The sequence below is a fragment of the Limnohabitans sp. 2KL-1 genome (assembly GCF_003063435.1).
Taxonomy (GTDB): domain Bacteria; phylum Pseudomonadota; class Gammaproteobacteria; order Burkholderiales; family Burkholderiaceae_C; genus Limnohabitans_A.
Genome location: NZ_NESL01000009.1, coordinates 1 through 25,729, shown reverse-complemented (window position 1 = coordinate 25,729; position 25,729 = coordinate 1). Strand labels below are relative to the sequence as shown.

The window sequence follows — 25,729 nt, the reverse complement described above, 5'->3', positions numbered from 1 at the left end:
CCTGGGTCAACGGATTTGACTCAGGGCGCGAATATACAGCGCATCTAAAACCGTGCCACTTTGAGGGCATCGTCTGCGCTTGCAGCCAGGCGCAGGCAAGTTGTCCGCACGCATGGCCCCGCTCATCCAGATGCTGAACCCACAACAAAAGGCCGACACCAACATCCAAGCCCACCGACACTGACACAGCTTGGGCATCCAACGCCGAGTCTTCATCCCTCTGCCAAAACCAGGACTCGCCACTCCACAGCAAACGACCGCCTGCCAGCGTCTGCCGTTGCCCCCACAAGCCTGCAGTGATCACACAAAATGCCCAGAATCCCCAAGCCATCAACACCTGAAAACCAGCGACCTGAGCCCCAACCTGCCAGCCGATCAAGCCCAGCGCAGCAAGCGCAGCAGTGCCCCACCAAAGTGCACGCCCCCAAACAAAACGCCCCACCGGGAAAGCCACAGGTGGGGCGTTGTGCATGGAGACGTCTCGCGTCAGATGCGTTTGAACACCAGCGAGCCGTTGGTGCCGCCAAAACCGAAGTTGTTTTTCAGGGCCACATCGATTTTCATGTCGCGTGCCGTGTTGGCACAGTAGTCCAGATCACACTCAGGATCAGGGTTAGCCAAGTTGATGGTCGGCGGCACTTTTTGATGGTGCAAAGCCAACACAGTGAACACGCTTTCAATGCCGCCCGCACCACCCAAAAGGTGACCGGTCATCGACTTGGTCGAGCTGACCACGGTTTTGTAAGCGTGATCACCCAATGCCGCCTTGATGGCATTGGTTTCGTTGATGTCTCCCAGCGGCGTGGAGGTGCCGTGGGCGTTCAAATAGTCGATCTGGTCGGCATTGACACCGGCATTGCGCATGGCATTGACCATCGCGCGGCGTGGGCCGTCCATGCTGGGCGCGGTCATGTGACCGGCGTCGGCGCTCATGCCATAACCACCCAGCTCGGCGTAAATCTTCGCGCCACGGGCTTTGGCGTGTTCGTACTCTTCGAGCACCATCACACCAGCGCCTTCGCCCAGCACAAAACCGTCACGGTCTTTGTCCCAGGGGCGGGATGCCGCTGTGGGGTCGTCGTTGCGGGTCGACAAAGCGCGCATGGCGGCAAAGCCACCCACACCCAGCGGTGACACGCAAGCTTCGGAGCCACCGGCCACCATCACATCCGCATCACCGTACTCGATCAGACGACCGGCTTCGCCAATGCTGTGCAAACCTGTGGTGCAAGCAGTCACAACGGCCAGATTGGGGCCTTTGAAACCACTGCGCATCGACACATGACCGGAGATCATGTTGATGATCGAGGCCGGCACGAAAAATGGGGAAATCCGACGCGCACCGCGTGCGGTGTATTCGGTGTGCGTGTCTTCGATCAGCGGCAAGCCGCCAATGCCCGAACCAATCACCACACCCATGCGGCAGGCCTCGTCTTCGCTCAAGGCTTCGCCTGTCAGCAGTCCGGCATCTTGGATGGCCTGGGCTGCGGCAGCGATGCCAAAGTGAATAAAACGGTCCATCGTCCGAGCCTCTTTGGCTGAGATATAGGACTCGAGATCAAAGTTTTTGACTTCACCCGCAAACCGGCAGGCTATGGCTGAAGCATCAAAACGAGTGATCGGACCAATGCCGGACTGACCGGCAATCAGGTTGGACCATGCATCAGCGACCGTGTTGCCCACGGGGCTGATACATCCCAAACCCGTGACAACAACGCGGCGCCGGGTCATCGTCGATCAGGCCTTCTTGCTTTGGGCGTAGTCGATCGCAGCTTGCACCGTGGTGATTTTTTCTGCGTCTTCGTCAGGAATCTCGATGCCAAACTCGTCTTCGAGTGCCATCACCAGTTCCACCGTGTCCAGGGAGTCGGCACCCAGATCGGCCACGAAGGCTTTTTCGTTGGTGACTTGTGACTCTTCAACGCCGAGTTGTTCAGCAATGATTTTTTTGACACGTGCTTCGATATCGCTCATGGGGTCCCTCTGAGGGTTGTGAAAAATGAAGATTTTACCTGTCCGGAAGGGGTTTCCGAAAATCAGGCCATGAACATGCCACCATTGACATGCAATTCTTGTCCGGTGACATAGCCCGCGTGCGTTCCGGCCAGGTAAGCCACGGCATGCGCAATGTCATCGGGTTTGCCCAGATGACCCAGAGGAATCTGGCCCAGCAAGGCTTTTTGTTGTTCTTCGGGCAGGCTGGCGGTCATGTCGGTTTCGATGAAACCAGGGGCCACGCAGTTGACGGTGATGTTGCGGCTGCCCAGTTCGCGGGCCAGCGCACGGGTCATGCCCGCCACGCCGGCCTTGGCAGCGGCGTAGTTGGCCTGACCGGGGTTGCCGGAGGCACCCACCACGCTGGTGATGCTGATGATGCGGCCATAGCGCTGTTTCATCATGGGGCGGATCACTGCCCGGCTCATGCGGAACACCGCTTTGAGGTTGGTGTCGAGCACCGCGTCCCAGTCGTCGTCTTTCATGCGCATGGCCAGCGTGTCGCGGGTGATGCCCGCGTTGTTGACCAACACCTGCAGGCCGCCGTGCTCTTTGACGATGGCATCGATCAGGGCTTCACCTGCGGCGGCATCGTTGACATTCAGGTTGGCACCCCGGCTGCCGGGGAAGGCCGAAAGGGCTTGGCTGATTTTGGCAGCGCCATCATCGCTCGTGGCGGTGCCAATGACCACATAACCGGCTTTGGCCAGATGCAGGGCAATGGCGGCACCGATGCCACGGGACGCCCCTGTGACCAGGGCAATTTGTTTTTGTGCTTCGCTCATGCGAGGAGTCCTTTCACTTCGGCCAAGGTGGCGGGGTCGTACAGCGCCACGCCGTTCAATTCCGCATCAATCCGCTTGGTCATGCCGGCCAGCACCTTGCCGGGGCCACACTCGACCACCGTGGGCACACCGCGGGCCTTGATGGCCTGCACGCACTCGACCCAGCGCACCGGGCCAAAAGCCTGACGGTACAACGCATCGCGGATGCGGTCGGCATCGGTTTCGATGGCCACGTCGATGTTGTTGAGCACCGGGATCTGCGGCACACCCAAAGTCAGGGTCGCCAGCTTCTCGCGCAGCTTTTCGGCGGCGGGCTTCATCAGGCTCGAATGGAACGGTGCCGACACGGGCAGCAGCAATGCACGCTTGGCCCCCATCCCCTTGAGCACTTCGCAGGCTTTGTCGACCGCCGCCTTGCTGCCCGCGATCACGGTCTGCGCCGCGTCGTTGAAATTCACGGCTTCGACCACTTCGGCGCTGCCTGCGGCAAATGTGGCCTGGGCTTCTTTGCATCCCTCAATGACTTTGTCAGAGGCCAGGCCCAAAATCGCGGCCATCGCGCCCACGCCCACAGGCACGGCTTCTTGCATGGCGGTGGCGCGCAGGCGGACCAGTGGCGCAGCTTGCGTCAGCGTCAACACACCCGAAGCGACCAAAGCACTGTATTCACCCAGCGAGTGACCGGCCACCACGGACGGCTTGGCACCCCCCTCAGCCAGCCAGGCGCGGTAGGCTGCCACGGCCGACACCAGCATCACCGGCTGGGTGTTGGTCGTCATGGCCAGCGCTTCTTTAGGGCCTTCGTGGATCAGTTTGGCCACGTCTTCGCCAAGCGCGTCAGAGGCTTCTTTCAGGGTTTCGAGCACCACGGGGTGGTCACCCCAGGCGTCGAGCATGCCCACAGACTGGGAGCCCTGACCGGGAAAAACAAAAGCAAATGAGGTCATGTGCAAAATTTTTTATCAGAGAAAAATGGGGGCAGCGTGCCGCGCATCGCTGACCCGGGCCTGTCAAATCAACAGCGCATCAATACCGCAAGAGCACCGAGCCCCAGGTGAAGCCGCCGCCCACGCCTTCGAGCATGAGGGTCTGGCCTCGCTGGATGCGCCCGTCGCGCACGGCGGTGTCCAGCGCCAGCGGGATCGAGGCCGCCGAGGTGTTGCCGTGCTGGTCCACCGTCACCACCACCTTGTCGGGGCTCATCTTGAGCTTTTTGGCCGTGCTTTGCATGATGCGAATGTTGGCCTGGTGCGGGATCAGCCAGTCAATGTCGGCATCGGTCAAGTTCGCCTTGGCCAGACTGGCTCGGGCAGTTTCTTCGAGCACGCCCACGGCGAGCTTGAAGACAGCTTGGCCGTCCATCTTGAGCACCGGGTCGCCCAGAATGCCACCCCGGTTGACGTGCCCGGGCACGCACAGGATGTCTTTGTATTTGCCATCGGCATGCAAATCGGTAGCCAAAATACCTGGCTGGTCCGACGCTTCGAGCACGACCGCACCAGCGCCATCACCAAACAGCACGCAAGTGGTGCGGTCCTTGAAGTCGAGGATGCGGCTAAAAATCTCAGCACCAATGACCAGTGCGCGCTTGGCCGATCCCGTCTGGATCATGGCGTCGGCAATCGTCAAGGCATAAATGAAACCGCTGCACACGGCTTGCACGTCAAACGCTGGGCAACCCGCAGTGCCCAGCTTGTGCTGGACCATGGTCGCCACCGACGGGAACACCATATCGGGTGTCGACGTGCCCACAATGATCAGGTCGATGTCGCTCGCAGCCAAACCGGCAGCATCCAATGCTTTGCGCGCGGCTTCGGTGGCCAGATCGCTGCAACCCTGGTTGTCGGCAGCAAAGTGGCGGGCACGGATGCCCGTACGCTCCACGATCCAGTCGTCGGAGGTTTCAACGCCCTGCTGCGCCAGTTCGGCGGCCAAGTCGGCGTTGGTCAGGCGTTTTTCCGGCAGGTAACTGCCTGTGCCAATGATGCGTGAATAAATTCTCATACGGGTGTGACCGCTGGTTCTGCCCGCTCGGCCTGCGCACCCATCAACAAGGGCGCGGCATGCGCGATGCGTTCACGAACGCGGTCCAGCAATTGGTTTCGGCCTGCATCATAAGCCCGGTTCAAGGCCGTCTCGAAAGCGATCTCATCGGCGGAGCCATGGCTCTTGAACACCAGACCGCGCAAGCCCAGCAAAGCGGCACCGTTGTAACGGCGGTGGTCCACACGATTTTTGAATGCAGATAGCACCGGATAAGCCAAAAGTGCCGCAATTTTCGTGAAGATGTTGCGAGAAAACTCTGTTTTCAGGAAGCCGCCAATCATGGTTGCCAGGCCTTCGCTGGCCTTCAACGCCACATTGCCGACAAAACCATCGCAAACCACGATGTCGACCGTGCCCTTGAAAATGTCATTACCTTCCACGTTGCCATGGAAGTTCAAATCACCCGAACTGGCCGCAGATCGCAACAATTCACCCGTTTTTTTGATGATTTCGTTGCCTTTGATGGCTTCTTCACCGATGTTGAGCAGACCCACCGTGGGGTTGGGTTTGTTTTGCAGCACCGACACCAGCGCCGAGCCCATGACCGCAAACTGCAGCAAATGCTCCGGCGTGCAATCCACATTGGCCCCCAGATCGAGCATGGTGGTGCCGCCACCTTTGAAGTTGGGCATCTGGCCCGCAATGGCCGGGCGGTCAATGCCATCCATGGTCTTGAGCACATAGCGGGCAATCGCCATCAACGCACCCGTGTTGCCCGCCGAGACGGCCGCAGCGGCTTTGCCATCGCGCACCTGCTCAATGGCCACGCGCATGGACGAGTCTTTTTTCTTGCGCAGCGCCAATTCAAGCGGGTCATCCATCTCAACCACTTCTGTAGCCCCCACCACTTGGGCGCGAGGATCGGAAAACCCGGACAAAGCCTCAGGCCGACCGACCAGCAGCAAACGGGCATCGGGGTGGGTCGATAAAAAACGGCGGCAAGCCGCCAGCGTGACGCTGGGACCGTGGTCGCCGCCCATGCAATCGACAGCCAGCGTGATCGGGGTGGGCGAAGTCATGAAATCCTTGGGCACAAAACCGGAGTGTAAGAATCAAAGCCACAAAAACAAAAGCCCGATGCTACTTTAAAAGTAGCGCCGGGCCTCTGCGGGCTTGAGGGCTGACGCCGGTCAGGCTTCGGATTTGTTTTTCAACACCTGACGGCCACGGTAGAAACCGTTGGGGCTGATGTGGTGACGCAGGTGCGTTTCGCCAGTGGTGGGCTCGACAGCGATGCCCGGCACGTTCAGGGCATTGTGCGAACGGTGCATACCGCGCTTGGAAGGCGACTTTTTGTTTTGCTGAACAGCCATGATGGCTCCTTGGAAGCTGGGAGGCCGCGCAAATAAAAACGCAGCTTCTGGTTAATGGAAATGTCACCCGGCAGAACTGGGCGAAGCCATTGATTATAGCCTAAGCTGAGCCCTATGGGCACACACTTTTGACCGCTTATGAAGGTTTACCCGTTTTCAGGCCCGCCAGAATGCCAAAAGGATTGGGACGCTCTGCTGCAACTTCAAACTCCGGGTCGACAGCCGACATGGGCAGCTTTTCAGGGCACACCTCATGCAAAGGCACCAGAGGCAAAGACAAAATCAGCTCGTCTTCAATCAGCGCCAGCGCATCGAAATCCCGGCTGACCACCAAAATGTCTTCTTCTGCCTCATCGTCCAGAGCCGCCGCCGTGGCCTCGTCGGCCACAAAACGGAAGGACCGCTCGGCCTCAACGGTCTCCAGCACTGGCGTGAGGCACCGCTGGCACTGCATGGGCAAGGCCACTGAGGCCTGCAAATCCAGCCAGATTTGGTCGGCACCGCCCGATTGCGGCAGCAGGCGTCCGGACAGACGCCAGATCACCGGGCCCGGCTGCAAACTGCCCGTGACTTGCTCTTCGAGCAGGCGAGGCATGGCCTGCAAAGCATCTTGCCCCTCCAGAACGGCCCCGTCCCGGGCAAATGCCACCACATCCAAGTGTTGAGAATCAAACTTTTTTTCCATCCCCGCAGTGTAAGAGAATCACCCCCATGAGCATTTTCCCTTCTGAGACTTTTGCCCGCCCTGTGGTGCTGGGCTCCACCTCCCGTTACCGCCGTGAACTGCTGGAACGCCTGCGCCTGCCCTTCAGCGTGAGCGCCCCGGATGTGGAAGAAACGCCCGCGCCCGGCGAATCCCCCCGCGATCTGGCGCTGCGCCTGGCGCTGGCCAAGGCCAAAGCCGTGGCCGCCAAACACCCCGATGCGGTGGTGATCGGCTCCGACCAGGTGGCCGATCTGGGCGGACAACCCTTGGGCAAACCAGGCGAACACGCCCGCGCCGTACAGCAACTGCGCCAGATGCGTGGTCAGACCGTGATTTTTCAGACCGCCCTGGCCGTGGTCTGCTTGGCCAGCGGCTTTGAAGCGGTGGACCTGGCCGAAGTGAAGGTGGTGTTTCGCGACCTGAGCGACGACGAGATTGAAAACTACCTGCAAGCCGAAAAACCCTATGACTGCGCAGGCAGCGCCAAAAGCGAAGGGCTGGGCATTGCCTTGCTCGAATCCATCGACAACGACGACCCGACCGCGCTGGTCGGCTTGCCGCTGATCCGCACCGCACGCCTGCTGCGCCAAGCCGGAGTGAAACTGCTATGAGCACGCCACAACACCCAGGCCGCCTGTTGCTGGTGCCCACGCCACTGGACTTTGGCTGCAAGGAGCAAGCCCCCCTGAGCCACGTCTTGCCCGAAGCCACACTGGCCGCAGCCGCCGGTCTGCGCCATTGGGTGTGCGAAAACGCCAAAAGCACCCGGGCTTTTCTCAAACGCGTGGGTGAAACCCACCCGCTGATTGCACCGCTGGCCGAACAGCAGATCACCGAGCTGCCTCGCCATGTGCACAAAAAAGGCGATCACCAATCGGGGTTTGACGGCAAGCCGCTGCTAGCCGCCGCCTTGCAAGGCCAAGACATCGGGCTGATCAGCGAAGCGGGCATGCCCGCCGTGGCCGACCCCGGCAGCTCGGTGGTGCGCGCAGCGCACGATCTGGGCCTGAGCGTGGTGCCGCTGGTGGGGCCTGTGTCCCTGCTGCTGGCCCTGGCTGCCAGTGGGCTCAATGGCCAGAACTTCGCCTTTGTGGGCTACCTGCCGCAAGACGCAGGGGAACGCGCCGCCCGCCTGAAACAACTGGAATCGCTGGCCCTCAAGACCGGTCAGACCCAGTTGTGGATAGAAACCCCCTACCGCAACGCCGCCATGCTCGGCAGCTTGCTGCAAAGCCTGAATGCCAACACCCGGCTGGCCATTGCCAGTGGCCTGACGCTGCCTTCGGCCAGCATCCAGAGTCACTCCGTGGCGCAATGGAAAAAGGGCCTAAAAGGCCCTGATGGTCACACGCCCGCGGTTTACGCCATCGGGCCTTGACGTTCAACGCAAACCGGTGCTGGTGCGCAAGGCGCGTACCGTGCCCTCGCCCACTGCGGCGCCAAAACGCTTAACCAGACGCTCAGCCACGTTTTCACGCTGGGTGTAATCGATGACGTCAGGGGCTTTGACCACGTCACGCGCCACGCCGTCCAGACTGCCCAGGCTGTCAGCCAGGCCCATGTCCACGGCTTGCTGACCGCTCCAGAACAAGCCACTGAACATCTCGGGCGTTTCCTTCAGGCGATCGCCCCGCCCCTTTTTGACCGCCTCGATGAATTGGGTGTGGATCTGGTCCAGCATGGCCTGGGCGTGTTTGCGCTGAGGCTCGGTTTGAGGGCTGAACGGGTCCAGAAAACCCTTGTTGGCCCCGGCCGTCATCAGGCGACGCTCCACCCCCAGCTTGTTCATCAATTCGGTGAACCCAAAACCGTCCATCAACACCCCAATGCTGCCGACGATGCTGGCCTTGTCCACATAAATTTGATCAGCGGCAGCGGCAATGTAATAAGCGGCCGAAGCGCAGGATTCCTCGACCACGGCATAAATGGGTTTGTTGTGCAAAGCACGCAAACGGCCGACTTCATCGTTGATGAGCCCGGCCTGCACCGGGCTGCCGCCAGGCGAGTTGATCAGCAAAACCAAGGCTTGCGAGCCCGGATCTTCCAGGGCCAGGCGCATAGCCGACATGACATTTTCGGCGCTGGCTTCGGTCTCCGAACCAATTTCACCCACGATGGACACCATGGCCGTGTGCGGCAAACTGGGGTGGCTGACGGGCGAGTTGTAGCTGAATGCCTGCCAGAACACCATCGCCACCAACACCAGCCAAGCCAAGCGCAAACCCATTTTCCAGCGGCGGGCTGCTTTTTGTTCGTTCAGATGCGCGAAGGCCCATTGCGACAACGTCTGCCGGGCCCAAGCTTCCTCAACGGCAACAGTGGTTTCTTGGGGGGCAGTCGGGGCCGGGGCGGACGTGAGGTCCTGGGGGTCTTGCATGGTCAAAATTCAAGAGGTTTCAAGTTGTAGGCAGTATGCCAGTGAACCACACCGTCCCGCTCTGACAAGTCTATTTTCACGAGTCCGCCCCGGCAGGGCCCGCCCGCGCAAGCGCCGGTGTCGGGCTGGTAGCTTGCGCCGTGCGTGGCGCAGATCAGCCAGCGCCCGGTGTCGTCAAAAAAACGGTCCGGCTGGTAATCCATTTCCATCGCCACATGTGTGCAGCGGTTCAGGTAGGCATGCACCTGCCCCTGGTACCGGATGGCAAAAGCCCGGCAGGTCTGCCCGGCGTACACGATGTCAAACGGCACGGCCCGGCCACCCTGGACCAGATCGGCGCTGTTGCACAAAGGGATCATCGGCTCCATGGTGTCTTCCGGCTCAGGCGTTTTGCAGCAGCCAGTCGTGCAAATCACGCACGCTGTGCGCCACATGGCGTGGGTTCAGGGCGTGAAAGGCATCGGGCTCGTGCGCGCCATAACTCACCCCTACGCTGGCGCAACCGGCGTTCAGCGCCATCTGCAAGTCGTGCGTGGTGTCGCCAATCATCAAGGTGCGCTCGGGGTCCACACCAAACTCGCGCATCAACTCGTGGAGCATCCTCGGGTGGGGTTTGCCTGCGGTCTCGTCGGCGGTGCGAGAGCCATCAAACACACTGCGCAACTCGACCGCCTGCAAGGCCTCGTTCAGCCCGTGGCGGCTCTTGCCAGTGGCCACCGTGAGCCAGTGGTGACGCGATTTCAAATCGGCCAGCAAGTCCAGCACCCCATCAAACAAGCTGATGTCATTTTGATGCTGGATGTAATGGTGGCGGTAACGCTCACCCAGCGCCGGGTATCGGTCGGCCGGCACATCGGGCGCAGCATGGGCCAGCGCCGGCATGAGCGCCATGCCGATCACATAAGAAGCAGCCTCGCGGGTGGGCTCCTGCCCGCCCACATCCACCACCGCACGCTGGATGCAGCGGGTGATGATGGCGGTGGAGTCGAACAGCGTGCCGTCCCAATCGAAGGCGATCAGGTCAAACTGGCGGGGTCTTGCGTTGGGCATGGTCTACATACGCTTTCAATTCGGGGGGTAAATCGGCTTGCAGGGCCACCCGCTCGGCCGTCACCGGGTGGTTGAACTGCAAGCGCCAGGCATGCAAAAACATGCGCTTGAGGCCCGGGTTCGCACCCGGTTTTTGCAATTGGCGGTTCCAGTCGAAATCGCCATATTTGTCGTCTCCGGCAATCGGGTGCCCTTGCGAGGCCAGGTGCACCCGAATCTGGTGGGTGCGCCCGGTCTTGATGGTCACCTCCAGCAAGGTCGCCCCCGGCAAACGCTGGGACACCTTGACCAGCGTGATCGAGCGCATGCCGTCCGGGTCTTCCGGCGTGGTCACCCGCACGCGGCGTTCACCATCGGGCAACAAAAATTTGTGCAACGGCTGGTCAATCACCTTGAGTTTGGCAGGCCAGTCGCCTTTGACCAGCGCCAGATAAGTCTTGCCGGTTTCACGTTCGCGGAACTGGTCTTGCAGATGCTTCAAGGCGCTGCGCTTTTTGGCCACCAGCAAAATCCCGCTGGTATCGCGGTCCAGCCGGTGCACCAATTCCAGCAACTTGGCCTGCGGGCGGGCTTGGCGCAATTGCTCAATCACGCCAAAACTCACGCCCGAGCCGCCATGCACCGCCACACCGGCCGGTTTGTCGATGGCCATCAGGCTGTCGTCTTCCAAAAGCACCGGAAATTCGCGCCCCGGCGCAGGCCGGGCGGCTTTTTCGGCCACCTTGTCGGAAACCCGCACCGGGGGCAGGCGCACCTCATCGCCGGTCTCCACCCGCGTTTCGGCCGAAGCACGGCCCTTGTTGATGCGCACCTCACCGCTGCGGATGATGCGGTAAACATGGGTTTTGGGCACCCCTTTGAGGTGACGCATCAAAAAGTTGTCCAATCGCTGACCGGCCGACTCTTCGTCCACCCACAACCATTTGACGGCAGGCGTCGCAGTGGCGGACTTGGACCCTATAATGTGATTCACTGGCAATTGGCTGTAAGTGGTTGATTCAAATGGAAATGAATTCCTGAAGACAGGAGTTTAGTCCACCACCACCGCGCCAAACCAGATGGTCGATGCCACCCTCGGCTCGATTTTGCAGACTGAAGGCCCCTGCCGACAGTGGCAAAACGCCTGAAGGTTGGGCCGACGCCCAGAAACCCAGATACGGAATACCCCAAGTCCAGCAGCGTTGAAGCGCTGTTGGACGGATCAAAGCGAGATGGTTGTGATGTTCGGAACTTTGCTGATGTGGTTGGAGTGGCTCACGAAGCCATGCTCCGCCGTCACGCCTTGTGCCCGGCAGTTTGTCTTGGACACCGGGGGAAGCCCCCGGCAGTGGACGAATCTAGACACGCCTTTTGCCTCGCCCCATCCACGCGCCACGATCCCCATTCCTGTGCTCACGCGCAGCTGAGTGGTCGGTCACCTTCGGCAATTCCCTTCGTTTCAGGCGTCAGCTCCGGCAACGTGGGCTTTGAGTTTCCCAGGAAGCCAAAGCCGGTTGTGTAAACAGTCTCCAGTCTGCAGACCTTTTTCTGCACTGGGGCCAACGCTGACAAGAGAAGGAACGCATCATGAAACGGATGCTGATCAACGCCACGCAAGCTGAAGAGCGCCGCCTGGCCATCGTCGATGGACAAAAACTCCTCGACTACGAAATCGAAATCGAAGGGCGCGAACAGCGCAAAGGCAACATCTACAAAGCCATCGTGACGCGCGTCGAGCCTTCGCTCGAAGCCTGCTTTGTGGACTACGGCGAAGACCGCCATGGGTTCTTGCCTTTCAAGGAAATCTCGCGCCAATACTTTGCTGAAGGCGTGTCCGTCAGCCAGGCCCGCATCCAGGACGTCATCAAGGAGGGCCAGTCCCTTTTGGTGCAGGTCGAAAAAGAAGAGCGTGGCAACAAGGGCGCGGCCCTGACCACCTTCGTCAGCCTGGCGGGCCGTTATGTGGTGCTCATGCCCAACAACCCCCGTGGCGGTGGCGTCAGCCGCCGCATCGAGGGCGATGACCGGGCCGAGCTCAAAGAAGCCATGGACCAGCTGGAATACCCCAAGGGCATGTCCATCATCGCGCGCACCGCAGGCATCGGCCGCTCTGCGCCCGAGCTGCAGTGGGACCTGAACTACCTGCTCAAGCTGTGGACCGCCATTGACGGCGCCACGCAGGGCAAAGGCGCTTTCCTGATTTATCAGGAATCGAGCCTGGTGATCCGCGCCATCCGTGATTACTTCAACAACGACATCGGCGACATCTTGATCGACACCGATGACATTTATGACCAAGCTCAGCAGTTCATGAGCCACGTCATGCCCGAGTTTGCGAACCGCGTGAAGCGCTACCGCGACGACGCGCCGCTGTTCAGCCGCTTCCAGATCGAGCACCAGATCGAATCGGCCTACGCCCGCACCGTGCAATTGCCGTCTGGCGGCGCCATCGTGATCGACCACACCGAAGCCTTGGTGTCGGTGGACGTGAACTCGGCCCGCGCCATCAAAGGCGGCGACATCGAAGAAACCGCCACCCGCACCAACCTGGAAGCCGCCGACGAAGTGGCCCGCCAGATGCGCTTGCGCGATCTGGGCGGCCTGATCGTGATTGACTTCATCGACATGGAAGAGGCCAAAAACCGCCGCGAAGTGGAAAACCGCCTGCGCGACGCGCTGCGCCAGGACCGTGCCCGCGTGCAGTTCGGCTCGATCAGCAAGTTCGGCCTGCTGGAGATGAGCCGCCAGCGCCTCAAACCCGCCTTGTCAGAAGGTGCCTCGATTCCTTGCCCACGTTGTGGCGGCGCAGGCCACATCCGCGACACCGAAAGCTCGGCGCTGCAAATTCTGCGCATCATCCAAGAAGAGTCCATGAAGGACAACAGCGCCGCTGTGCACGCCCAAGTGCCGGTGGAAGTGGCGTCTTTCCTGCTGAACGAAAAGCGCTCCGAGATCGCCAAGATCGAACTGCAGCAACGCATCAACGTGCTGTTGGTGCCCAACAAGTCGCTGGAAACCCCGCACTACAAGCTCGAGCGCTTGAAACACGACGACCCGCGTCTGGACCGCATCGAAGCCAGCTACAAGATGGCCGAAGAAATCGAAGACGCCACCACCGTGACGCGCCGTTCGCAAGAGCCCACCAACAAGCAAACACCCGTCATCAAGGGTGTGTTGCCGGACGCACCGGCTCCGATGGCCCCCCCCAAGCCCGAAGCCGCCGTGGCTGCGGCCAAGCCCGTGGCCAAAGCCGCAGCAGCAGCTCCGGTGGCTGCGCCTGCAGCGGCCGCTTCTGGCGGCTTCTTTGGCTGGTTGAAAAACCTGTTCGGTGGTTCAGCGGCACCAGCCGTGACCGAACCTGCTGACAAAAAGGATGGCAAAGCGCGTGACAGCCGCCGTGACGGCGAACGCCGCGAATCAGGTCGCGAAGGCGGCCGTGGCGATGGTCGCCGGGGTGGCCGAGATGGTCGCCGCACAGAGCGCAGCGAAAATCCAACAGCGGATGTCCGCGCACCTCGCGAAGGCGGTCGCCGTGGCGAAAACCGCGAAGCCCGCAGCGAATTGCGTGAGGGCGAAGCCCGCCCCGCTCGCGGCGAGCGGACTGAACGCGGCGAGCGCGCAGAGCGTACCGAGCGCCCTGCTGGCGAACGTCCGCCACGCGAAGGCCGTCGTGAAAGCCGCAACGAGCCTCGGTCGGATCAGCGCCAAGATGCGCGCACCGATGCACCGTTGGAACTGAACGGCGAAGGCTCTGAAGTGCGCAGTGAACGTACGCCCCGCGGCGATGGTCGCACCGAGGCCCGGTCGGAAGGTCGCCGTGAACGGGGTGGCGAAGGCCGCCGCGAACGTGCTGACCGCGGTGGCGAGCGCCGCCAAGGCGACGACGCCCCGCTCAACGACGGCAATGCTTTGCAATTGCAGCCCACCTCATCAGAAGGCCTGGACAGTCAAGCCAACGGTCAGACGCCCGAGAACAACGGCGAACGCCGTGAGCGCCGTTCGCGTGACCGCTACGGCCGTGAGCGCCGTGAGCGCGCTGGCGAATCTCGTCAAGACACCGCCAACGAAACCGGCTCAACCGATGTGAACGCAGCCCCCATGGCAGCGGCCCCCGCAGCTGACCTGGATCGCCCGGCCCCGCGCTCATATTTTGAGCGTGCTCAACAAGCGGTCAGCGCTGAGGCCAACAGTCCGGCCGAGGTCACGCCGCCCATGGCAGCCCCCCTCAGCGTTGCAGCGCCTGTTGCAGTGCCCGTGGTGGCAGCGTCCGTGGTGGCAGCACCCGTGATGGCAGCGCCGGCAGAACCGGCCCTCGACAGCGCCCCCGCACAGGCACAGACCAGCTCGGAGCCCGCACCGGCAGAAGCAGCCCGTCCTGCTGCCGTGGCTGCACCAGAAGTCAAGGCCACGCCTGCTGCGGCAACCGTGTCGACATCGGCACCTCAAACCGACACCCCGGCATTGCCTGTTGTGACGAGCTACGCTCTTCCCATCGACAGTTTGCAGCAGATCGCCCAAACATCGGGTTTGGTCTGGGTGAATTCGGACCAGGCCAAAGTGGCTGCCGTTCAGGCTGCGATAGCGGCAGAACCCCAACCTGTGCGCGTGCCGCGTGAGCGTCCTGCGGCCGTGGTGGTGAGTGAAGGTCCGCTGGTTTTGGTGGAAACACGCAAAGATCTGAACCAGCTCCAAGTCCCGTTCTGATCCAACCCCACAGCAGCGCGCTTGGCAAAGCGACTGCTGCTTGAAACAAGCCGGGCCTGTCGCCCGGCTTTTTCATGCCTGTTTCAGCCCATTCCAGCCTGTCGCACGAAGGTTCTGCAGGGCAGTGGCCCAAGCCGCTGTTAAGCAGCTGCGTGTCAGGGCTGTCTACGCCCTGCCCGTCAGATCCGATAGCTCGGATGGCTCAGATAGCTCGGATGGCTCAGGGGGCGCTCAAGACAGGCTGATCAAAGCCGCCTGCTTCCAGGCCGCAGACGCTTCGAGCGGCTCTTGGCGCTGCTCGGCCATTTCGGCCAATGCCACCCAGGCCTTGCGCTGCAAAACAGGGGCGTTGAGTCCTTTGACCGACTGCCCCAGCAAGCCCTGGGCCTTACCCCAAAGCCGATGGCGCAAGCACAGCATGCCCGCGAGGTACTGCAGATGGGGATCTCTGGGCTGGGCCTGTTGCGCGCCTTCAACCTGGCTCAGCCACACGCGCGCGTCATCGGCCTGAAAATCCACCCAGCTCGCCTCAAAAGCCTGGACCAGACGCAAAGACACATCGCCTTGGCGCAGACAAGCCAGCGCTGGCTCCCACAAAGGCTGGAGCCACTGCCTGGCCATCCAAGGTGCTCCGCCCAGCGACAAAAGCCTCAGCGCCGCTTCAGCCGCAACCTCGGGCATGAGGCGCTGGCCCGAAGACAACCTGAGCCACATCTTTTGCACGGCCTCGGCATCGTGCGTGTCGGCAATCAACGCCAGAACCAGGCGAACCACCAGGCTGTGTGCTGCCGTTGGCGAAAAAGCCCCGTGCTTGGCCAGCATCACAGCCGTGTCCAGCGCCTGGGCAGATTGACCTGCCAAACGTGCCGCCTTGAGCTGCAAACGCATGGCAGCCATCCGGCGGCCCACAGCCGGTGGCAGCGCTTTCAAACGCACCAGACTGGCCTGTGCATCGCGGTCATCGATCAGCCAGCGCGCAGCGCGCAACTGAATTCCTTCTGTCAAGGTTTGGCGTTCGGCCACCACCTGCCCCCGCTGCGCCTGAAGCGCTGCCTGCGCCAGATGGTGCTGACGACGCTCTTTGTCCTGCAGCGCATGGCAGGCCTCGGCCGCCATGACGTGGGCCAACGCGCGCAACGACGTCGAATGGTCCAGTACCAGGCCCGCGTTGCTCAAAAGGGATTCTTTTTCCAGTGCCTGCTCGGCCGATTTGCGCGCGCGCAAAAACCGTCCGGCCATGAAATAGGCCATCGAATCGAGCAGCGCCGCATGCGAGGCCCTTTCTTTTTGCTGAATGCGCCATCGCCTGGCCTGCTGGGGCAATGACAGCAAGGCTTCCAAGGCCTTTTGAGCCAGCACGACCAACAACACCACCGCCAGCAACACCAGCACGGCCAGGTTCAGGGAAACATCCACCCGGTGGGGGGACAAAAACAAGGTGACCGTGCCTTGGTTGTTGCCCGCGATCCAGGCACCTGCCACCGCCAAAGCAAACAAACTGATCAGCCACAAAGCTGCACGCATGGTGTACCTACCTTCCTGCCGCAGCGGTGCCAAGCGCTGTCAGGGACGCATCCAATCGGGGCATTTCCACCGCCCGCATCTGTCCTGCCGCTTGCTCCAGCAATTGCAGCAATTGCACCGTCTTGCGCGATGAGACATCGGCATAGCGGCGCACCATCACGGCGGCTGAGTTCAGATCGGCACGGGCCGCATCTTTCTGGCGTGCCAGCAAACCCAGACGCGCATTGAGCAGTTTCAGTTTGAGGTTTTCACGCACAAAAAAACTCTGTTCCGGTGACAACAAAGCCGCTTCTGGCGAATCAATGCGGCTCACGCGCACCAAGCCCTTGATTTGATCGCCCAACTGGGTCAAGCCCGACACCCACCACGCGGGTGCCGGCTGGTTCGCGGCAGCTTGGGCTTGACTGCGGGACCTGCTTGGGGAAGGCAAATCCTCATTGGCCAGCGCCAGACCGTCGACCAAGGCCACGCCCTCGTCCAACTTGATCAGCAAACCCGGCAAATCCACCACTTCAGTGCCCCCCAGTCGCTCCAGATCTTTCTCCAGGGCACGCAACACCGGGGCCAAACGAGGCTGGGCAGCCCGCTGGACCCGTTTCTGGGCCGATTTGAGCGCGGCCACCATGGGTTCGGTACTGCCCGTGAGCTGCGCCTGCTGCTGAGCCATGCGCAAGGCCGACTCGATGTCCACCACCAAATTCTCATCGCGTGAGCGCGACAGGCTTTGCATCAGCTCTTCCAGCTGGGTGCGCTGCAACGCCACCTCGGCCCAACGCGCCTCCATGAGCGTGACCCGGGCTGCACTGTCTTGCACAAGTTCCTGCGACTGCTTGGCCCAGGTTTTGGCCTCCAACGCCTGTTGCCCGGTGTCGGCACTTTGTCGCGCCAGTTGCTCCTGGATGCGCGAGAGCTTTTGCCACAGCAACACAGACACCCCCAAGGCGATCACGGCCACCACCGCCACCAAAGACAAAACAAGCCGGGCCCTTGGCTCGGGCTGCCCGGCCAGGACCGGAGGGGGCGTTGGCAAAGCGTCGGAAGCGGCTTCTGAAGAAAGTGTCATGCGGTGGATTTTATCGACAGGGCCTGGGCATCCAAGCCTGACGGCACCAAGTCCACCCGCCCCCAGCCTGACTGCTGCAACCGCTGTGCAATGCGCGGGTGCGTGGCCAGTGCCCGTGCTTGCCCTACAGCCAGGTCCGGACAAGCCTGCAGCAGGTGCTGCGCCGCCTCGGAACTGCTGAACAACCACCAGCTGCCATCGCGCATGGCTTGGAGTGCACGGCCTTGCTGTGCAGCCGTCAGCACGGGGGCCTGGCGCACATAAGCCACGGTCTGCAGCACCTGCAGGCCTGCGCTTTCCAGCTGCTGCGCCAGCCAATCGCGCCCGGCCAGCTGCCCCCGGGCATCGGCCCCACGCACAATCAGCACCGAAAGCCTGGACGGACAAGCGTCCACCGCCACCTGCACCCGCTGCGCCACCAAGGCCCACAAGGCCTCCGAATCGAACTGCTCGGCACTCTCGGGGGGGGAGTCGATCAGTTCTTCTGGCCAGCCCTGCGCCAGCAAAGCGGCCCGGGTGCCGGGGCCAGTCGACCAGGCGCGGCAGCTTTGAATCGGCATGCCCGCCGGCCGGGCCGCCATGAAAAAACGCACCGCATTGGCACTGACAAACATCACCGCCAAATGGCCAGTCACCGCCTGCCAGGCCGACTTCAGTGCCGAAGGCTCGGGCAAGGCGGCAATCTCGATCAAGGGCAAGGTCTCGCAAGGCACACCCCTCGCCTGCAAGGCGTCTGCCCAAGGCCGGGCCTCGCGCTCGGGACGGGTGACGATCACCCGCAAAGGGATTGCGGCAGAGGAAATGGAAGTCGACAGCGCCATGTCAGCGCCAGGCCTCAATGCGCTCCGCCGTCGCGCAAAGCCTGCGCCACACTCAGGCCCAGTGCTTCTGCGGCCTGCAAGCCATCGGTGCTGGCCTGCGCATCGGCGGTGACCAAAGTGGTCGCGCCTTCCGGGTCGCCCCAAGCCGCTTGCAGTTTGAGCACACCACCCTCGATGGTGGCGTGCGCGGCCAAAGGCATGGAGCAGCTGCCGCCCATGGCACGGCTCACCGCGCGTTCGGCCGCCACACGCCGCCACGACGGCGCATCGGCCAACGGGGCCAACAAGGCACGCAAATCGGCCCGGTCGCTGCGGATTTCGATGCCCAAAGCACCCTGCCCTGCGGCCGGCAGCATCTGGTCGGTTTCAAAAATGTGGCGAATCCGCTCGGACAGGCCCAAGCGCTTGAGACCCGCAGCCGCCAGCACAATGCCCGCGTACTGGCCTTCGTCGAGTTTGCGCAGGCGGGTGTCCAGGTTGCCGCGCAGGGGCTCGATCTTCAAATCGGGGCGCAAGGCGCGCAGCAACACCGTGCGGCGCAGGCTCGACGTGCCCACCACCGCGCCCTGCGGCAAATCCTCCAGGCGGGCGTATTGCGATGACACCCATGCATCACGCGGGTCTTCGCGCTCCATCACGCAAGCCAGCTCAAAACCCTCGGGCATGTCCATGGGCACATCCTTGAGCGAATGCACCGCGATGTCGGCATGGCCCTCCTGCAGCGCCACTTCGAGTTCTTTGACAAACAGACCCTTGCCGCCCACCTTGGACAGGCTGCGGTCCAGAATCTGGTCGCCTTGGGTGGTCATGCCCAACAGCCTGACCTGACAACCACGGGCTTCGAGCAAAGACTTGACGTGTTCGGCCTGCCACAAAGCCAAACGGCTTTCTCGGGTGGCAATGACGATGGTGGGCTGGGTGGTCTCGGTCACGGCGGGCTTTCTGAAAATTTTTGATCCCATCAAAATGAAATCAATTGGTAATTTTGTCTCTCCAAGCGATGCTAGCATGACGTCAAGGGAGATTGACACACCCCGCAACACAACACCCCCACCTTCAGCGCAAAGCTTTCGATGAAACAGGCCTCTCCAGCATCCAACACCTCCCCCAAGGCCCAGCAGAACTCGCTTCGAAACGCAAAGCGCGACAGCGAACGCCCTTTGGTGGAAGACATCCGCTTGCTGGGCCGCATTCTGGGCGATGTGATCCGGGTGCAGGAAGGCCCCGAAGCCTTCGAGCTGGTTGAGCAAATCCGCAAGCTGTCGGTGGCCTTTCGGCGCGACGCCGACCACGAGGCCGACAAGGCCCTGAAAAAGCTGCTCAAAGGCCTGCCAGGCGACCGCGCCGTGAGCGTGATCCGCGCCTTCACCTATTTCTCGCATCTGGCCAACCTGGCCGAAGACCGCCACCACATCCGCCGCCGCGCCATCCACGAGCGCGCTGGCCACACGCAAGAGGGCAGCATCGATGTGGCGCTGCAGCGCCTGCGCTGGGCGGGCATCACGCCCAAAAGCATCTCGGACATGCTGGCCACGAGTTACGTATCGCCCGTGCTCACCGCCCACCCGACCGAAGTGCAGCGCAAAAGCATTCTGGACGCCGAGCGCGACATCGCCCACCTGCTGACCGAGCGCGACGCCATCAAGGCCCGCGCTGCCGCCGTCAATGCCGCTAAGGACGCATTGAGCCCCAAAGAGCTGGCCGCCAACGAGCAACAAATGCGCGCCCGCGTGATGCAGCTGTGGCAAACCCGCCTGCTGCGCTTCACCAAGCTCACGGTGGCCGACGAGATCGAAAACGCGCTGAGCTATTACGAGGCCACTTTTTTGCGCGAAATCCCCAAGCTCTATGCCGAGCTGGAAGAGGCTCTACCCGGCCAGCCGATTGCCAGCTTCTTGCGCATGGGCCAGTGGATTGGCGGCGACCGCGACGGCAACCCCAATGTGACCGCGCAAACGCTGGAACACGCCCTGACCCGCCAAAGCGACGTGGCCCTGCGCCACTACCTGACCGAAGTGCATTACCTGGGCAGCGAGCTGTCGCTGTCGGCCATGCTGGTGCCCTTTGGCCCCGACATGCAGGCCCTGGCCGCGCAATCGCCCGACACCAACGAACACCGCCAGGACGAGCCGTACCGCCGGGCGCTGACGGGCATTTACGCCCGCCTGGCCGCCACACTCACCCATTTGACGGGCGGTGAAGCCGCCCGCCACGCCGTGGCCCCGCAAAACCCCTATGCCCATGCCGAAGCATTTTTGGCCGACCTGCGCATCATCGAAGCCTCGCTGTGCAGCCACCACGCCGAAGCCGTGGCCGCGCAGCGCCTGCACCCGCTGATCCGTGCCGTCGAGGTGTTTGGCTTTCACCTGGCCACGGTGGACCTGCGCCAAAGTTCGGACAAGCACGAAGAAGTGGTGGCCGAACTGCTGACCACCGCCCGCGTGGAAAAGAACTACAGCCAGCTCGACGAACACGCCAAACAAGCCCTGCTGATTGGCCTGCTCAACGATGCGCGCCCTCTGCGCGTGCCCGGCGCAGCCTACAGCGAACATGCGGTGTCGGAACTGGCGATCTTCGAGACCGCCCGCAGGATGCTGGCCAGCTTTGGCCGACAAGCCATTCGCCACTACATCATCAGCCACACCGAAACCGTGAGCGACTTGCTGGAAGTGCTGCTGTTGCAAAAGGAAGTGGGACTGCTGCGCGGCACACTGGACGGCGAAGCCCACAACGACCTGATCGTGGTGCCGCTGTTCGAGACCATCGAAGACCTGCGCAACGCCGCACCCATCATGCGCGACTTTTATGCCCTGCCCGGTGTGGCTGCGCTGATCCAGCGCTCGGGAGCCGAGCAAGACATCATGCTGGGCTACTCCGACAGCAACAAGGACGGCGGCATCTTCACCAGCAACTGGGAGCTGTACCGCGCCGAAATCGCTTTGGTGGAACTGTTTGACAAACTCCAAGGCAGCCACGGCATCACCTTGCGCATGTTCCACGGCCGGGGCGGCACCGTGGGCCGGGGCGGTGGCCCGAGCTACCAAGCCATCCTGGCCCAGCCACCTGGCACTGTGCGCGGGCAAATCCGCCTGACCGAACAAGGCGAAGTCATCGGTGCCAAATTCGCCAACCCCGAAATCGGCCGCCGCAACCTGGAAACCCTGGTCGCCGCCACGCTCGAAGCCACGCTGCTGCAACCCACCAAGCCCGCCAGCCGGGCCTTTCTGGACGCGGCAGCCGAACTGTCCGAAGCCAGCATGGACGCCTACCGCGCCCTCGTGTACGAGACCCCCGGCTTCACCGACTACTTTTTTGGTGCCACGCCGCTCAAAGAACTGGCCCAGCTGAACATCGGCTCGCGCCCCGCCTCGCGCAAAGCGCTGGAAAAAATCGAAGACCTGCGCGCCATTCCCTGGGGCTTCAGCTGGGGCCAGTGCCGCCTGACGCTGCCCGGCTGGCTGGGCTTTGGCTCGGCCGTGGCAGCCTACCTGGACAAGCCCGACGCGGCCGAGCGCAAAGCCGCCTTGGCCCTGCTGCAAAAAATGTACCGCCAATGGCCGTTTTTCCGCACCCTGCTGTCCAACATGGACATGGTGCTGGCCAAGAGCGACCTGGCCCTGGCCTCGCGCTACGCAGAGCTGGTCAGCGACAGCCGCCTGCGCAAAAAGATCTTTGCCGCGATCGAGGCCGAGTGGCACCGCACTGCCGATGCGCTGGCCCAGATCACGGGTGAGAAAAACCGCCTGGAAAGCAACCCGGCTCTCGCCCGCTCGATCCGCCACCGCTTCCCGTACATTGATCCGCTGCACCACCTGCAAGTCGAGCTGATCCGCCGCTACCGGGCAGGCCTGGCCGACGAACGCGTGCAGCGCGGGATTCACATCAGCATCAACGGGATTGCGGCGGGATTGAGGAATACGGGGTGAAGTGGAATCATGACAGTCTGACGGTCATGATCGTGCGGCATATCGCTCAAGTGAAACAAGCGCTAATCATTCGGATCATTCATCTTCATATGATCACGATTCGATTGAATTTTTTATTGAAATGATCAGAAGACGAACGACTTCGCATAGGGTTGAGTCAATCAAATTAGTATAAAAAAATAACGAACGTTCTTCTTTCGTTATTTTTTCCAACCAACCTCATTGGAAAGATTTTTGAATGAAAGACTCAAAGTAGTCTATTGTATTTTTTTCCAGGCAATATCTTTGTGCAAAGACTTGAGCACGTTGCCCTAACTCTGATGCTAGTGTTGAATTTTCCCATAATTCCAAAATACCATCGGCAAGAGCCTTAGTATTTGCAGGTTCGATCAAGTTAGCTGTTTTTCCATGTTGTAAATAGTCGTGTAAGCCGAGAGAATCGGTCGCAACTATCGGGCATCCGAGTTGCATAGCCATCACTGCGGTCACATGGCCACACGGGACCTTACCGTGCGCAAGAGGTAAAACCATAATGTCCGCATGGGCCACAATTGATGCGGCGACAAAATAGGGAACGCTGGTATGCAGTGTCACGTTAGGAGGCAGTCTGAGTCCTTTGATATTTTCGGGGTGAATGACCCAATGAAAGGGCACAGTTGGTAAACGTTCAGCGGCCTCAGCTAAAACGGCATAGTCTCGGCCCTGACTTCCAACGGCGCAAACATACCTGCCTGAGATCGTTGAGGCAGGAAGCTTCGATTTCTCAGCAAGTTGAACCCCCCAGTGCAACATGTCTATTCGTGCTGGATCAATATCAAAATAATCGGCATACAACTGCTTTTCCATATTTGAAAAAACAGTGAAACGAGAGACTGTGCTGTAAGCTCGACTCATCGCCAAGCGCTGTCTATCTTTTGGAAGTGATGTGAAATTAAATGAAAAAATCAGGTGAGGAATGGAGTTGCTTTTTCTACGTTGAATGAATCGTTCAGCAAAATAACCTGGACGTGGTCCATGTGAAACCATCATTGGATTGGACATTTTTTCAGCAATCTTTACTGCATTGTGTGCAGCCAGTAAACGTGTGCTGTATGTTCCTACCAACGGAATTTTGGCCAAATTTCGGTGACTCAATGAACTAAAGTGGTGCCATTCACATTGTGGTAGATTCGCGAGATTTTCAAGCCAGTACCAATTTGGATCAAGATGGCTGTGATTTATAATCTGAATAGATTGCATATCTTAATTTCAAAATAAAAAATTTACGACGCTCATCAAATTTTGTTTTATTAATTAATTAATTAAAAATCAAACCTTCAGCGCAGTTTTCATAAATAACATTTGGCGAAATTTCCTTAAAATCGCAATTAGATTTAATTTATTAAATAAACTATCAGATATAGTGAAATTCATTTCAAAATGAAGTACATGATTATATATTTCAGGCAATTCAATTTTGAGTCTCGCCATCATCCTACTTTTATAATCCCCCGTCAGATATTTTGAATAATGAATTAAATTGGAATTTCTCATGTCAGGAGAAGGATCTTGACCATCAATATGTCCTGAAAATACCATATGATGATTCCTCAGTGAAATATGCCGCCAATTCAATCTATTAGCAATAACTATCGGTGAAATGATCACCTGATCAGCAAACCATGCAGTACCATCTGATGTAGCATATCTTGAATTCAATAAATCAACAAAAACCTCCCTGTACTTTTCAGCAAAAACAGATGACCTCTTCCAAATGAAAAATCCAGAATTAAAATACAGCTTTAATTTTGACTCTATATTTTCAATGTTCATCCAGGGTATCTGATCAAAACTACAATGGGCTAGATCGCATATCCTTTTCCAATATGAAATATACTTTTCATCTCCATATGCAACGACCGGCGCATGTGTCTCACAGCGCCCCGCAAAATCAAAATCGCCTGATAGATCATCAATAAAATCACCGGCAATCAAAATATCCGAATCCAGCCAAGCTATATATTCCGATTTTAAATTCGCCTGCGCCCAACTAACCGCTGCCACTTTATTTGAATAATTAAACCAAGGTTTTGGATTATTTTTATGTGCCTTAACATACTGCACATTATTTTTCACGAAAAATTCCATGGTTTGATTTGACAATCGCGAACCACTCCTACCAGATACAACATATAAAGGAGAATTCTTCAATTTCTCACCTGCATTTTTCCTGAAGGTGCTGATCATCAAACAAGTTTGGTATTAAAGTCTTCCAGCTTCAACACAACAAATGAACGAATATTTATAATTGTCATTATCATGATCGATGGCTTTTGATGAATTCATTTTTAAAGTCTGATTTGATTAATTGATTAAAAATCTTATTTATTCGGAATTCACTTACTACCTGACCGCAATCAACTGCATCACAAGACCTGCACCCTGCTGATACTGGCTTTATCTGTGTCTAGATTGGATTCAGGTTGCACGCTTACCACCCACCGAACATGTGATGTGTTACAGATCACCTTTTCAGGGTGTTCATTTGGAAGACCGCGCTTGCTGTAACGGACCGTACAGTCTTTCAATGGTTGAAGCAGTTGAATGATCAATTAAATCAACAAGTGAACTAATCATACAACAAAAAGTTCATAAAAACTGCAACCAAAATTCAAAGTGCGTCCATGGACAACAAGCTCGAATTTGGTCAGCGATTACGTGATGCCATGCAGGCAGCGGGCTTGGAGCCGCGGCCGGGTGTTTTGTTGAATGTCTTCAACACCAACTATTGGGGACGATCTGTCAGCTTTCAGGCTGCATCGCGCTGGTTGAGGGGCGAGGCCATTCCCGAACAGGACAAATTGGTGGTTTTGGCCACTGCGTTGAACATTCCGCCTGAAATTTTGCGTTTTGGTGAGACCGTGCATCACACCATTCAAGAGCGCAAGAAGCGATGGGATGATGGGGTGAGTTATCTGGAGCGCGAAACTTTTGATGCTTTTCTAAAGCTCCCGATAGGGCAGCGCAAGATCATCCGAGAGATCATTCTGACTTTTGCCAAAGCCAATGCCCAAGAGACCGTTGTCCCCGATTCTGTCAACTAACTAATTTTGTGAGCCCTGACAGCAGTTGTCTGAACTGTTGAGTGCTTGCCGTCACCGCTTCCCCTGCATCGCCCCCCCTGCACCAACTGCCAGTCGAGCTGATCCGACGCTACCGGGCAGGGCTGGCCGACGAGCGCGTGCAGAGCGGGATTCACATCAGCATCAACGGGATTGCGGCGGGGCTGCGCAACACGGGTTGACCCCACCCTTTGATCATATCGGTTCTGAGTGCTAACTGTCATGAATCCAGAGCGACGCCCCGAATGATGAAAGAAACTTGAGGGTGGAGGAGCCAAGGGTAGATGCCGAGAAACTTTTTTGGGGACCACAACCCCGATAGCTAACTTGGCACGCCAT

Annotated in this window: 23 protein-coding genes and 1 pseudogene; 6 read left to right on the top strand and 18 right to left on the bottom strand. The window is 59.5% G+C overall.

Annotated features, from left to right (window positions below; genetic code table 11):
• Positions 1-486 precede the first annotated feature (486 nt).
• From fabF to B9Z47_RS15195, 8 genes are all read right to left on the bottom strand, one after another.
• Positions 487-1,731, bottom strand: a complete 1,245-nt coding sequence (gene fabF / locus B9Z47_RS15230) for a beta-ketoacyl-ACP synthase II (protein ID WP_108332086.1) — start codon at positions 1,729-1,731, stop codon at positions 487-489.
• Positions 1,732-1,737: 6 nt separating this feature from the next.
• A complete protein-coding gene (acpP, locus tag B9Z47_RS15225) occupies positions 1,738-1,974 on the bottom strand; it encodes an acyl carrier protein (RefSeq protein WP_019427049.1) in 237 nt (78 codons plus the stop codon).
• Positions 1,975-2,036: 62 nt separating this feature from the next.
• Positions 2,037-2,780, bottom strand: a complete 744-nt coding sequence (gene fabG / locus B9Z47_RS15220) for a 3-oxoacyl-ACP reductase FabG (protein WP_108332085.1) — start codon at positions 2,778-2,780, stop codon at positions 2,037-2,039.
• On the bottom strand, positions 2,777-3,727 hold the full coding sequence (fabD, locus tag B9Z47_RS15215) for an ACP S-malonyltransferase (protein WP_108332084.1): 951 nt from the start codon (positions 3,725-3,727) through the stop codon (positions 2,777-2,779). The genes fabG and fabD overlap by 4 nt, the downstream gene beginning before the upstream one ends.
• Positions 3,728-3,806: 79 nt before the next feature.
• Positions 3,807-4,784, bottom strand: a complete 978-nt coding sequence (locus B9Z47_RS15210) for a beta-ketoacyl-ACP synthase III (protein ID WP_108332083.1) — start codon at positions 4,782-4,784, stop codon at positions 3,807-3,809.
• Entirely contained in the window at positions 4,781-5,845 is a 1,065-nt protein-coding gene (gene plsX, locus B9Z47_RS15205; RefSeq protein WP_108332139.1) for a phosphate acyltransferase PlsX, read from the bottom strand. Before plsX ends, B9Z47_RS15210 begins: the two co-directional genes overlap by 4 nt.
• Before the next feature lie 111 nt (positions 5,846-5,956).
• Entirely contained in the window at positions 5,957-6,139 is a 183-nt protein-coding gene (gene rpmF / locus B9Z47_RS15200; RefSeq protein WP_005794249.1) for a 50S ribosomal protein L32, read from the bottom strand.
• A 136-nt stretch (positions 6,140-6,275) separates the two neighbouring features.
• Entirely contained in the window at positions 6,276-6,824 is a 549-nt protein-coding gene (locus B9Z47_RS15195) for a DUF177 domain-containing protein (protein ID WP_108332082.1), read from the bottom strand.
• Between the two features lie 26 nt (positions 6,825-6,850).
• On the opposite strand from B9Z47_RS15195, the gene B9Z47_RS15190 reads away from it, so the two are divergent.
• Both B9Z47_RS15190 and B9Z47_RS15185 read left to right on the top strand, forming a co-directional pair.
• Positions 6,851-7,456, top strand: a complete 606-nt coding sequence (locus B9Z47_RS15190) for a Maf family nucleotide pyrophosphatase (protein WP_199226429.1) — start codon at positions 6,851-6,853, stop codon at positions 7,454-7,456.
• On the top strand, positions 7,453-8,223 hold the full coding sequence (locus B9Z47_RS15185; protein ID WP_108332081.1) for an SAM-dependent methyltransferase: 771 nt from the start codon (positions 7,453-7,455) through the stop codon (positions 8,221-8,223). Before B9Z47_RS15190 ends, B9Z47_RS15185 begins: the two co-directional genes overlap by 4 nt.
• Before the next feature lie 3 nt (positions 8,224-8,226).
• Here the strand turns inward: B9Z47_RS15185 and B9Z47_RS15180 are convergent, their stop codons facing one another.
• Genes B9Z47_RS15180 through B9Z47_RS15165 form a run of 4 tightly spaced genes read right to left on the bottom strand, consistent with a single transcriptional unit; the run spans position 8,227 to position 11,245 of the window.
• Complete coding sequence (locus tag B9Z47_RS15180) at positions 8,227-9,222, bottom strand: S49 family peptidase (RefSeq protein ID WP_108332080.1); 996 nt, start codon at positions 9,220-9,222, stop codon at positions 8,227-8,229.
• A gap of 2 nt (positions 9,223-9,224) precedes the next feature.
• Positions 9,225-9,590, bottom strand: coding sequence for a Rieske 2Fe-2S domain-containing protein (locus B9Z47_RS15175; RefSeq protein ID WP_108332079.1), 366 nt, complete (start codon positions 9,588-9,590; stop codon positions 9,225-9,227).
• Between the two features lie 13 nt (positions 9,591-9,603).
• On the bottom strand, positions 9,604-10,272 hold the full coding sequence (locus B9Z47_RS15170; RefSeq protein WP_108332078.1) for an HAD family hydrolase: 669 nt from the start codon (positions 10,270-10,272) through the stop codon (positions 9,604-9,606).
• The gene (locus B9Z47_RS15165; RefSeq protein WP_108332077.1) at positions 10,244-11,245 is read right to left on the bottom strand and encodes an RluA family pseudouridine synthase; all 1,002 of its coding nucleotides are present in this window, start codon (positions 11,243-11,245) and stop codon (positions 10,244-10,246) included. Before B9Z47_RS15165 ends, B9Z47_RS15170 begins: the two co-directional genes overlap by 29 nt.
• A 593-nt stretch (positions 11,246-11,838) precedes the next feature.
• Here B9Z47_RS15165 and B9Z47_RS15160 point away from each other — a divergent pair.
• On the top strand, positions 11,839-14,955 hold the full coding sequence (locus B9Z47_RS15160) for an Rne/Rng family ribonuclease (RefSeq protein WP_108332076.1): 3,117 nt from the start codon (positions 11,839-11,841) through the stop codon (positions 14,953-14,955).
• A gap of 231 nt (positions 14,956-15,186) precedes the next feature.
• Here the strand turns inward: B9Z47_RS15160 and B9Z47_RS15155 are convergent, their stop codons facing one another.
• Genes B9Z47_RS15155 through hemC form a run of 4 tightly spaced genes read right to left on the bottom strand, consistent with a single transcriptional unit; the run spans position 15,187 to position 19,325 of the window.
• Entirely contained in the window at positions 15,187-16,479 is a 1,293-nt protein-coding gene (locus B9Z47_RS15155; protein ID WP_108332075.1) for a heme biosynthesis HemY N-terminal domain-containing protein, read from the bottom strand.
• A gap of 7 nt (positions 16,480-16,486) precedes the next feature.
• Positions 16,487-17,542: a uroporphyrinogen-III C-methyltransferase gene (locus B9Z47_RS15150; RefSeq protein ID WP_108332074.1), complete on the bottom strand. Its 1,056-nt coding sequence runs from the start codon at positions 17,540-17,542 to the stop codon at positions 16,487-16,489.
• Positions 17,539-18,363 (bottom strand): uroporphyrinogen-III synthase, encoded by an 825-nt coding sequence (locus B9Z47_RS15145; protein ID WP_108332073.1) that lies wholly within the window; start codon positions 18,361-18,363, stop codon positions 17,539-17,541. Before B9Z47_RS15145 ends, B9Z47_RS15150 begins: the two co-directional genes overlap by 4 nt.
• Positions 18,364-18,377: 14 nt before the next feature.
• Positions 18,378-19,325 carry a hydroxymethylbilane synthase gene (gene hemC, locus B9Z47_RS15140; RefSeq protein ID WP_108332072.1) on the bottom strand — a complete coding sequence of 316 codons (948 nt, stop codon included), beginning with the start codon at positions 19,323-19,325 and terminating at the stop codon, positions 18,378-18,380.
• A 111-nt stretch (positions 19,326-19,436) separates the two neighbouring features.
• Here hemC and ppc point away from each other — a divergent pair, with 111 nt between their 5' ends.
• On the top strand, positions 19,437-22,289 hold the full coding sequence (ppc, locus tag B9Z47_RS15135; protein WP_233253836.1) for a phosphoenolpyruvate carboxylase: 2,853 nt from the start codon (positions 19,437-19,439) through the stop codon (positions 22,287-22,289).
• Positions 22,290-22,508: 219 nt separating this feature from the next.
• On the opposite strand, the gene B9Z47_RS15130 is transcribed toward ppc, so the two are convergent.
• Together B9Z47_RS15130 and B9Z47_RS18475 are read right to left on the bottom strand one after the other, a co-directional pair.
• Positions 22,509-23,528, bottom strand: coding sequence for a glycosyltransferase family 4 protein (locus B9Z47_RS15130; RefSeq protein ID WP_108332071.1), 1,020 nt, complete (start codon positions 23,526-23,528; stop codon positions 22,509-22,511).
• Between the two features lie 69 nt (positions 23,529-23,597).
• Positions 23,598-24,515 carry a hypothetical protein gene (locus tag B9Z47_RS18475; RefSeq protein WP_146185814.1) on the bottom strand — a complete coding sequence of 306 codons (918 nt, stop codon included), beginning with the start codon at positions 24,513-24,515 and terminating at the stop codon, positions 23,598-23,600.
• Positions 24,516-24,952: 437 nt separating this feature from the next.
• Here B9Z47_RS18475 and B9Z47_RS15125 point away from each other — a divergent pair, with 437 nt between their 5' ends.
• Positions 24,953-25,372 carry a helix-turn-helix domain-containing protein gene (locus B9Z47_RS15125; protein WP_108332070.1) on the top strand — a complete coding sequence of 140 codons (420 nt, stop codon included), beginning with the start codon at positions 24,953-24,955 and terminating at the stop codon, positions 25,370-25,372.
• A 49-nt stretch (positions 25,373-25,421) separates the two neighbouring features.
• A pseudogene (locus B9Z47_RS15120) lies at positions 25,422-25,572 on the top strand (phosphoenolpyruvate carboxylase); the annotation flags it as partial.
• Positions 25,573-25,729: the final 157 nt, after the last annotated feature.

Excerpts from the sequence above, each read along its gene's own strand:
- B9Z47_RS15125 (WP_108332070.1), top strand. The coding sequence starts at position 24,953 with ATGGACAACAAGCTCGAATTTGGTCAGCGATTACGTGATGCCATGCAG.
- hemC (WP_108332072.1), bottom strand. The coding sequence starts at position 19,325 with ATGGGATCAAAAATTTTCAGAAAGCCCGCCGTGACCGAGACCACCCAG.
- B9Z47_RS15210 (WP_108332083.1), bottom strand. The coding sequence starts at position 4,784 with ATGAGAATTTATTCACGCATCATTGGCACAGGCAGTTACCTGCCGGAA.
- B9Z47_RS15130 (WP_108332071.1), bottom strand. The coding sequence starts at position 23,528 with ATGCAATCTATTCAGATTATAAATCACAGCCATCTTGATCCAAATTGG.
- rpmF (WP_005794249.1), bottom strand. The coding sequence starts at position 6,139 with ATGGCTGTTCAGCAAAACAAAAAGTCGCCTTCCAAGCGCGGTATGCAC.
- acpP (WP_019427049.1), bottom strand. The coding sequence starts at position 1,974 with ATGAGCGATATCGAAGCACGTGTCAAAAAAATCATTGCTGAACAACTC.
- B9Z47_RS15175 (WP_108332079.1), bottom strand. The coding sequence starts at position 9,590 with ATGGAGCCGATGATCCCTTTGTGCAACAGCGCCGATCTGGTCCAGGGT.
- B9Z47_RS15145 (WP_108332073.1), bottom strand. The coding sequence starts at position 18,363 with ATGGCGCTGTCGACTTCCATTTCCTCTGCCGCAATCCCTTTGCGGGTG.
- B9Z47_RS15155 (WP_108332075.1), bottom strand. The coding sequence starts at position 16,479 with ATGCGTGCAGCTTTGTGGCTGATCAGTTTGTTTGCTTTGGCGGTGGCA.
- B9Z47_RS15195 (WP_108332082.1), bottom strand. The coding sequence starts at position 6,824 with ATGGAAAAAAAGTTTGATTCTCAACACTTGGATGTGGTGGCATTTGCC.
- fabD (WP_108332084.1), bottom strand. The coding sequence starts at position 3,727 with ATGACCTCATTTGCTTTTGTTTTTCCCGGTCAGGGCTCCCAGTCTGTG.
- fabG (WP_108332085.1), bottom strand. The coding sequence starts at position 2,780 with ATGAGCGAAGCACAAAAACAAATTGCCCTGGTCACAGGGGCGTCCCGT.
- B9Z47_RS15150 (WP_108332074.1), bottom strand. The coding sequence starts at position 17,542 with ATGACACTTTCTTCAGAAGCCGCTTCCGACGCTTTGCCAACGCCCCCT.
- B9Z47_RS18475 (WP_146185814.1), bottom strand. The coding sequence starts at position 24,515 with ATGATCAGCACCTTCAGGAAAAATGCAGGTGAGAAATTGAAGAATTCT.
- B9Z47_RS15180 (WP_108332080.1), bottom strand. The coding sequence starts at position 9,222 with ATGCAAGACCCCCAGGACCTCACGTCCGCCCCGGCCCCGACTGCCCCC.
- B9Z47_RS15160 (WP_108332076.1), top strand. The coding sequence starts at position 11,839 with ATGAAACGGATGCTGATCAACGCCACGCAAGCTGAAGAGCGCCGCCTG.
- ppc (WP_233253836.1), top strand. The coding sequence starts at position 19,437 with ATGAAACAGGCCTCTCCAGCATCCAACACCTCCCCCAAGGCCCAGCAG.
- fabF (WP_108332086.1), bottom strand. The coding sequence starts at position 1,731 with ATGACCCGGCGCCGCGTTGTTGTCACGGGTTTGGGATGTATCAGCCCC.
- B9Z47_RS15190 (WP_199226429.1), top strand. The coding sequence starts at position 6,851 with ATGAGCATTTTCCCTTCTGAGACTTTTGCCCGCCCTGTGGTGCTGGGC.
- plsX (WP_108332139.1), bottom strand. The coding sequence starts at position 5,845 with ATGACTTCGCCCACCCCGATCACGCTGGCTGTCGATTGCATGGGCGGC.
- B9Z47_RS15170 (WP_108332078.1), bottom strand. The coding sequence starts at position 10,272 with ATGCCCAACGCAAGACCCCGCCAGTTTGACCTGATCGCCTTCGATTGG.
- B9Z47_RS15185 (WP_108332081.1), top strand. The coding sequence starts at position 7,453 with ATGAGCACGCCACAACACCCAGGCCGCCTGTTGCTGGTGCCCACGCCA.